We start from the raw sequence: 7,710 nt of genomic DNA on the forward strand, positions 1-7,710 counted from the left end.
CTCCCCCTCCCTCCCCGTTCCCTCCTCAGCCGGTGAGCAGCTCCAGCTCGGTGGTGAGGTTGCGGCGTGCCAGCAGCTCCCAGCGGTCGTGGCCGAGCGGTGTGCGGAACAGCCGGGGCAGGGCCAGCAGCTGGCGCAGCACGGCGGCGCGGCCTTCGAGGAAGAGGTCGTCGGGCACGAAGCCGTACTCCTCGCGGACGGCCGCCGCGTAGCGCGCGTACTCGCCGGGCGTGCCGCCGAGGACGGCGAGGTCGGCGTCGCAGAGCGTCTCGCCGTCGCGGTCGCCGGGGCCGGGGTCGTGGCTGACGGTGAGCCGTACGAGGCGGGCGACCTCGGCGGTACGGGCGTGGTCCACGCCCAGCTCGGGCAGGGCGCGCTCGGCGAGGTGGGCGGAGCGCTCCTCGTTCTCGGAGCGGTCGGGGCGGTAGACGGCGTCGTGGAACCAGGCGGCGAGCCGGACGGTCTCGATGTCGTCGGCGTGGGGGGCGAGCGTGTCGAGGTGGCCGAGGACGGCGGCGAGGTGGTCGACCGTGTGGTAGCGGCGCTGCGGCTCCCCCCAGCGCGCCAGGAGGTCGTCGGCGTACGGGCCGGGGTCCGGCTCGGCGACGGCGCGGACCCGGTCGACGGTCTCCCGCCAGCGGGCGTGCAGGGCCTCGTGGGGGTTCGTGGCTGCCATGAGTCGATTATGTGCCCCGTAAGAGGGGCGAATGCGGGGACGGCTGCATGCGCGGGCCGCGCGTGTGGCAGGCTTGAGTACATGTCTAGACCAATTCTTGAGGTGATCGCGCTCGGCGCCGAGGACGCGGCGGCCGCACAGGCCGGAGGTGCGGACCGGCTCGAACTGGTCAGCGACATGGCCGCCGACGGCCTCACCCCCGCCCGCGAGACCTTCGCCGCCGTACGGGCCGCCGTCGATATCCCCGTACGGGTGATGCTGCGCGCCACGGACGGCTTCGCGGCGGGCGGCGCGGCGGCGCTGGAGGCCCTGTGCGGCACGGCGCGGGCGCTGCGGGCGGAGGGGGCGGAGGAGTTCGTCCTCGGCTTCCTGACGGACGACGGCCGGGCCGACCTCCCGGCGGTGGCCGCCCTCGCCGACGCGGTCGGGCCCCGGGCCCGCTGGACCTTCCACCGCGCGATCGACCGCGCGGCGGACCGCGACGCCCTCCGCAAACAGCTCGCCGACCAGCCCGGCCTCGACACCTACCTCACCGCCGGCTCCGCCTCCGGCGTCGACGACGGCCTCGCCACGCTCCTCACGGAGGCGACACGCTCCGACGAACCCGGCTACGAGCCGCGGATCATGGTCGGCGGGGGGCTGAAGCTCAAGCACGTGCCGGTGCTGCGGACGGCGGGCATCACCGCCTTCCACATCGGCGGCGCGGCGCGCCCGTCCGGCTGGGACTCGCCGGTCTCGGCGGACGCGGTGCGCGCGTGGCGCGAGGCGCTGGACGGCTGACGCCGTTTCCGGGGCTCCGCCCCGGACCCCGGTCCTCAAACGCCGGACGGGCTGATTTCAGCCCGTCCGGGCCTGGACCCCCAGCTCCCCCGGCAACGCCTCCGCGTGCACCACCGTCAGCCCCGACACCGCCCGCGTCAGCGCGACGTACAGCCGTCGCAGCCCGGTCCGCTCGTCGGGCTCCCCGGCCACCACCGCCGCGGGCTCGTCCAGCACCACGTAGTCGTACTCCAGGCCCTTCGCCAACGACGCCGGTACGAGCGTCAGCCGCGCCGCCTCCGTCGTCTCCTCGCCCGGGGCGAGGTACGGCAGCCCCGCACCGGTCAGCGCCTCCCCCAGCACGCCCACCCGCGCGTCCGCCGCGATCAGGCCGACGGACCCCTCCCGCTCCAGCGCCTCGCGGCAGGCGGCGACCACCGCCGCGTCCAGTTCCTCGTGCGCCCCGACACCCCGTACCGCGAAGTCGCCCGGCGACTCCCGCATGGACGTGGCCGCCGCCAGCCCCGGCGCGATCGCGGGCAGCAGCCGCGACGCGTAGGCGATGACCTCGCGCGGCACGCGGAAGCCCTGCGTCAGCTCCTCCACCGCCGCCTCCGGCTTGCCCAGGTGGGTCAGGGCCTCGGCCCAGCTCGCCGTCGCCCACGGTGTCGTACCCTGCGCGAGGTCGCCGAGGATCGTCGCCGAACCGGTCGTACAGCGGCGGCCCACCGCGCGGTACTGCATGGGCGAGAGGTCCTGCGCCTCGTCCAGGACCACATGACCCAGCGACGGGGTGCGCGCGACGAGGTCCATCGCCTCGTCGACCAGCACCGCGTCCGCCGCCGACCACTTCGCCGACCGTGCGCTCCGGGCCGGCCGGGCCCACAGCACGGTCCGCCGCTCGTCCTCCGTCAGCACCCCCGCCGCGTGCTCCGCCAGGAACTCCGGGTCGGACAGCAGCCGCAGCACCAGCTTCGCCGGGTCGACGGCCGGCCACACGGACTTGACGGCCGCCTTCACCGCCGCCGTACGCGCGACCGCGTCCTGCACCCGGTCGTCGGGGGCCTCGCCGGCCTCCTCCATCCGGACGAGCACGGCGTGCGCGATGCGCTGCGGCAGCGCCTCGCGCGCGGCGCCGTAGCGGATGTCGCGGTCGAGCAACTCCCGCACCATCTCCTCGATCTCGTACGCCGGGACCCGCCAGCGCCGCGACCCGCGCACCACGACCACCGGTTCCACCGGCATCGTCACCCCGGCCCGGACCGCCCTCCGCAGCACCTCCGCCATGCGCGCGTCGCCCTTGATACGGGCGGCGTCCGCCGTGTCCGTACCCCGCACCTCCACATGCCCGACGAGGTCGTCGACGGTCGCCTGCGCGACGTTCAACTCGCCCAGCGCGGGCAGCACTTGCTCGATATAGCGGAGGAAGGACCGGTTCGGCCCGATGACGAGCGTGCCGGTGCGGGCGAGACGCTCGCGGTGGGCGTAGAGCAGATACGCGACACGATGCAGCCCGACGGCCGTCTTCCCCGTCCCCGGCGCCCCCTGGACGCACACCGTGCCGCCGATGCCGGCGCGGACGATCTCGTCCTGCTCGGGCTGGATGGTCGCGACGATGTCCCGCATGGGGCCGACGCGCGGCCGCTCGATCTCGGTCTGGAGCAGCCGGCTCGCCTGCTCGCCGCCCGCCGCGTCCGTGAGGTCCTCGTCCTCGTAGGCGGTCAACTCCCCGCCGGTGTAACCGAACCGGCGGCGCGTCCCGACGTCCATCGGGTCCTTCTTCGAGGCCCGGTAGAACGGCTGGGAGACCGGCGCGCGCCAGTCGATCACCATCGGGTCGCCGTCGGCGTCGTGGACGTGCCGCCGCCCGATGTAGAACCTCTCCCCTTCCGCGCCCTCCGCCCGGTCCGCCCCGGGCGCGCTCAGGTAGTCCAGCCGGCCGAAGAAGAGCGGGGTGTGGGCGAGATCGGCGAGGGCGGCGATACGCTCCTCGATCTGCCGTTCGAGAACGGCGGCGTTCACCCAGTTGGCGGTGACATCCTTGATGTCGAGCGCCTCCACATCGGCCTGCATCGCCCGCAACGCGGCGCGGGACGAGGCGAGATGGGCACGCTCGCGCTCCAGGGGATCGTTCGCGTTCATGGTGTGCGCGGGCACGGCGGAGCCTCCAGACGTACGGCGGGACGAGCGGAAGCCGCCGGTTTCCGTCCGGACGGCGGCGCTCCCGGGAACGTCGTCGCGAGGCGACGCGGGAGGCGGCGGGAAGGGTGGATTGTAGTCAGTCGTCCCAGGGGCGCGCGAATGATTTTTCCGCGCGCCCCTGCCCCTTCTCAGGGTCGCTCAGGGTCGCCGTCCATCTCCGGTAGGGCACCCCATGGGTCTGGGGTCGTACGGCCCCACCCGCGCGTTTACACCGGCAGGCCGACGCCCGGGAGCGTTCCGGAAACCATCATGGAAGACATGACCACCACTTCCGTCACTCCCTCGTTCTCCTTCGCGGACGCCCTGCGCGCCATCAAGGTCTTCGCCGGCGCGGCCGTCAGCGTCGTCGTCCTCGGCGAGTACGCCGACAAGCGCAGGGCCTGACCGCGCCTACGCGTCCTCCCCCGCCAGCAGCGAGTCCGCGTCCACGATCCGGTACGCGTACCCCTGCTCCGCCAGGAACCGCTGGCGGTGCGCCGCGAAGTCCTGGTCGACCGTGTCCCGGGCGACCACCGAGTAGAAGCGCGCCTCGTGCCCGTCCGCCTTCGGGCGCAGCACCCGGCCCAGCCGCTGGGCCTCCTCCTGCCGGGAGCCGAAGGTGCCCGACACCTGGATGGCGACCGTCGCCTCCGGCAGGTCGATCGAGAAGTTGGCGACCTTGGAGACGACCAGCACCGAGATCTCACCCGCCCGGAAGGCGTCGAAGAGCTTCTCGCGCTGGGCGTTGGTCGTCTCGCCCTTGATCACGGGCGCGTCCAGGTGCTCGCCCAGCTCGTCCAGCTGGTCGATGTACTGGCCGATGACCAGCGTCTGCTCCCCCCGGTGCTTGCGCACCAGGGCCTCCGTGACCTTCCGCTTGGTGGCCGTCGTCGCGCAGTAGCGGTACTTCTCCTCCGTCTCGGCCGTCGCGTACGCCAGCCGCTCGGAGTCGGTGAGGTTGACCCGCACCTCGACACAGTCGGCGGGGGCGATGTAGCCCTGCGCCTCGATCTCCTTCCAGGGAGCGTCGAAGCGCTTCGGCCCGATGAGGGAGAAGACGTCCGACTCCCGCCCGTCCTCGCGCACCAGCGTCGCGGTCAGCCCGAGCCGCCGCCGGGCCTGGAGGTCGGCGGTGAACTTGAAGACGGGCGCCGGCAGCAGATGCACCTCGTCGTAGACGACCAGGCCCCAGTCGCGGGAGTCGAAGAGCTCCAGATGCGGGTAGACGCCCTTCCGCCTGGTCGTCAGCACCTGGTAGGTGGCGATGGTGACCGGGCGGATCTCCTTCCTCGTACCGCTGTACTCGCCGATCTCGTCCTCGGTCAGCGAGGTGCGCTTGACCAGCTCGTGCTTCCACTGGCGGGCGGAGACGGTGTTGGTGACCAGGATCAGCGTCGTCGCCTTCGCCATGGCCATCGCACCCGCGCCCACGAGCGTCTTGCCGGCACCACAGGGCAGCACGACCACACCCGAGCCGCCGTGCCAGAAGCCCTCCACGGCCTGCCGCTGGTACGGCCGCAGGGCCCACCCGTCCTCGGCCAGCTCGATGGGGTGCGCCTCACCGTCCACATACCCGGCGAGGTCCTCGGCGGGCCAGCCGAGCTTGAGCAGCGTCTGCTTGATCTGGCCGCGCTCGGAGGGGTGCACGGCGACGGTGTCCGGATCGATCCGGGCCCCCACCAGCGGCTTGATCTTCTTCGAGCGGAGGATCTCCTCCAGCACGGGCCGGTCGGTGGTCTCCAGCACCAGGCCGTGCGTGGGGTGCTTGAGCAGCTTCAGCCGCCCGTAGCGGGCCATGGTCTCGGCGATGTCGACGAGCAGAGCGTGCGGCACGGGGTAGCGGGAGTACGTGACGAGCGCGTCGACGACCTGCTCGGCATCGTGCCCGGCGGCCCGCGCGTTCCACAGCCCCAGCGGGGTCACCCGGTAGGTGTGGATGTGCTCGGGCGCGCGCTCCAGCTCCGCGAAGGCGGCGATGGCACGCCGGCACTCGTCGGCACGCTCGTGGTCCACCTCCAGCAGCAGGGTCTTGTCGCTCTGGACGATCAGGGGTCCGGTCACGCCTCGGCCTTCCATTTCGCGCACGGGGAGAAGCTTCCAGTGTCCCCCATCCGGGGCGGCGGATGGAGGGCCGTCACCCTACGACGCCGTTCGGGCTCAGGAGGCGTTGAATTTCCTCCAGGGAGCGCGGGAGCGGCCCGAAGGGAAGGGCGCCGGTGTCGCGGAAGGCGGCGATGGCTTCGTCGAGGGTGGCGCCGGCCTGTTCAGGGTGGCCGGCCTCGTCCTGGAGCTCGGCGAGGTTGAACAGGGCTGTGCCCTCCTTGTACCGGTAGGTCGTCTCCCGGTAGCGGGCGACGGCCCTGGCGCACACGTCGACCGCCTCCACCAGGCGTCCGATGCGTTTGAAGGCAGCGGCCAGGTTGGTCAGGGCCGTGGCCTCGCCGTGGCGGTCGGCCAAGCGCCGGTAGCCGGCGACCGCTTCTTCCAGCGGGGTGACGGCCTCGTCGGGGCGCCCCTCCGCGAGCAAGGCGACCCCGAGGTTGTTCAGGGCCGTGGCCTCGTCGTGCGGGGCACGGAAGAGGCGGAAGATCTCGACTGCCCGGATCTGGGCATCGATCGCTTCCTCGGAGCGGCCCTGGCGGGCGAGGACAGCGCCGAGGCCGGTGAGAGACATCGCCTCGCCGTGCCGGTCGTCGAGTTCGCGGAAGGCAGCACACGCCTTGGTGAAAGCCTCGGCCGCCTCGTCGAGCCGGCCGTCCTCCCGCAGTGCCATGCCGAGGCCGTTGAGGGCCAGCGCCTCCCCCCGCCGGTCGCCGATCTCCCTGCATATCGCGACGTCCTTGCGGCACACCTCAATGGCCTCGTCGAAGCGCCGCAGGTCCTGAAGGACCAGGCCGAGATTGGTGAGCGCGTTGCCCTCGCCGCGGAGGTTCCCGGTGTCCCGGTGGATGGCGAGAGCGGCTTCGAGAACGGGGAGCGCCTCATCGAAACGGTACGTCTCCCACAGCACGACACCAAGGTTGTTCAGGGCATCGCCTTGACCGTCGCGGTGCTCGGTCCTCCGGTAGAGGGCCGTCGCCAGTTCGAGAATCTTGACGGCCTCGTCGAACCGCCTCAGGTGGCGGAGCGGAATGCTGGTGTTGCTCAGCACCACCGCCTGGGCGAGCGGCCGGTCGAGGTCCACGGCCGCCCGGAGGGCAGCGGCGCTCAGCAGCAGCCAGTCATCGAAGTGGCGGCGCAGGGACAGGTATTCGGTGAGCGCCTCGAACACGCTCAGCGACGCCTGGGGGCAGCCAAGGTCAAGGGCCGCCCGTGCGGTGGCGACAAGGTTCTCGCGCTCGGCGTCGAGCCAGGCCACGGCCCGTCTCCTGGTGGTGAAGCGCGGCTCGGGTCCGGCCCCGGCGGCGGGTTTCAGCCAGCCGGAGGCGGCGGAGGCGGTGTCCACGTAGTACCGGAAGAGCCGTTCGAGGGCCTTGTCCGGGGCGTCCTCCTCGGCGTGCGCCCTGCCCTGTTCGGCCGCGTACAACCGCATCAGGTCGTGCAGCCGCCAGCGCCCGTACACGGCACCCGGCTCGATCAGATGGCCGCGCGCCAGTGTCTGGAGCAGTTCCTCCACGGTGTCCGGGTCGGCGCCGGCGAGGTGGACGGCGGCGTCGGTCGACAGGCCGGGGCCGGGATTGAGCGGGAGCAGGCGGAAGAGGCGGGCCTGCTCGGGGCGCAGGTGTGCGTAGGAGAGGCCGAAGACCGCGCGGACGGTGACGTCCTCGCGGGCCAGCCGCTCCAGCCGACGGCGGCTGTCGGCGAGGGCGTCGGCCATCGAGGACAGGGGCCGACCGGGCAGATCGGCGAGGAGGGCGGCGACGATCCGCAGGGCAAGGGGGAGCCTGCCGCAGAGCTCCGCGAGTCCGGCGGCCGCCGCGGGCTCGTCGGCGACGCGGGTGTCGCCGGGGCCCCGTGCCTCGCGCAGGGCCTTGCGCAGCAGGTCCACGGCGGACGTGGCGTCCAGCTCGGACAGGTCGAGCAGGCGGGCGCCGAGTCCGGCGAGGGTGTGCCGGGAGGTGACGAGGACGGGGACGCGCGGGTCGGCGGGGAGC

6 protein-coding genes are annotated in these 7,710 nt (G+C 73.0%); 2 read left to right on the forward strand and 4 right to left on the reverse strand.

Going from position 1 to position 7,710, the window contains the following annotated elements; all coding sequences use genetic code 11:
* Window positions 1–25 precede the first annotated feature (25 nt).
* On the reverse strand, window positions 26–676 hold the full coding sequence (locus tag K6I33_RS28095; RefSeq protein ID WP_229357342.1) for a hypothetical protein: 651 nt from the start codon (window positions 674–676) through the stop codon (window positions 26–28).
* 81 nt (window positions 677–757) lie between these two features.
* On the opposite strand from K6I33_RS28095, the gene K6I33_RS28100 reads away from it, so the two are divergent.
* On the forward strand, window positions 758–1,456 hold the full coding sequence (locus K6I33_RS28100; RefSeq protein WP_229357343.1) for a copper homeostasis protein CutC: 699 nt from the start codon (window positions 758–760) through the stop codon (window positions 1,454–1,456).
* Window positions 1,457–1,513: 57 nt separating this feature from the next.
* Here K6I33_RS28100 and K6I33_RS28105 read toward each other — a convergent pair whose 3' ends face one another.
* Window positions 1,514–3,577, reverse strand: a complete 2,064-nt coding sequence (locus tag K6I33_RS28105) for an ATP-binding domain-containing protein (RefSeq protein ID WP_229357346.1) — start codon at window positions 3,575–3,577, stop codon at window positions 1,514–1,516.
* Window positions 3,578–3,895: 318 nt separating this feature from the next.
* Between K6I33_RS28105 and K6I33_RS36105 the strand changes: the two genes are divergently transcribed.
* Window positions 3,896–4,021, forward strand: a complete 126-nt coding sequence (locus K6I33_RS36105) for a hypothetical protein (protein WP_275126790.1) — start codon at window positions 3,896–3,898, stop codon at window positions 4,019–4,021.
* Between the two features lie 6 nt (window positions 4,022–4,027).
* On the opposite strand, the gene K6I33_RS28110 is transcribed toward K6I33_RS36105, so the two are convergent.
* On the reverse strand, window positions 4,028–5,677 hold the full coding sequence (locus K6I33_RS28110; RefSeq protein WP_229357344.1) for a DNA repair helicase XPB: 1,650 nt from the start codon (window positions 5,675–5,677) through the stop codon (window positions 4,028–4,030).
* A gap of 73 nt (window positions 5,678–5,750) precedes the next feature.
* The coding region (locus K6I33_RS28115; RefSeq protein ID WP_229357345.1) for a tetratricopeptide repeat protein at window positions 5,751–7,710 on the reverse strand (1,960 nt) is incomplete at its 5' end.

Source organism: Streptomyces sp. UNOB3_S3 (genome assembly GCF_020740895.1).
Lineage (GTDB): Bacteria > Actinomycetota > Actinomycetes > Streptomycetales > Streptomycetaceae > Streptomyces.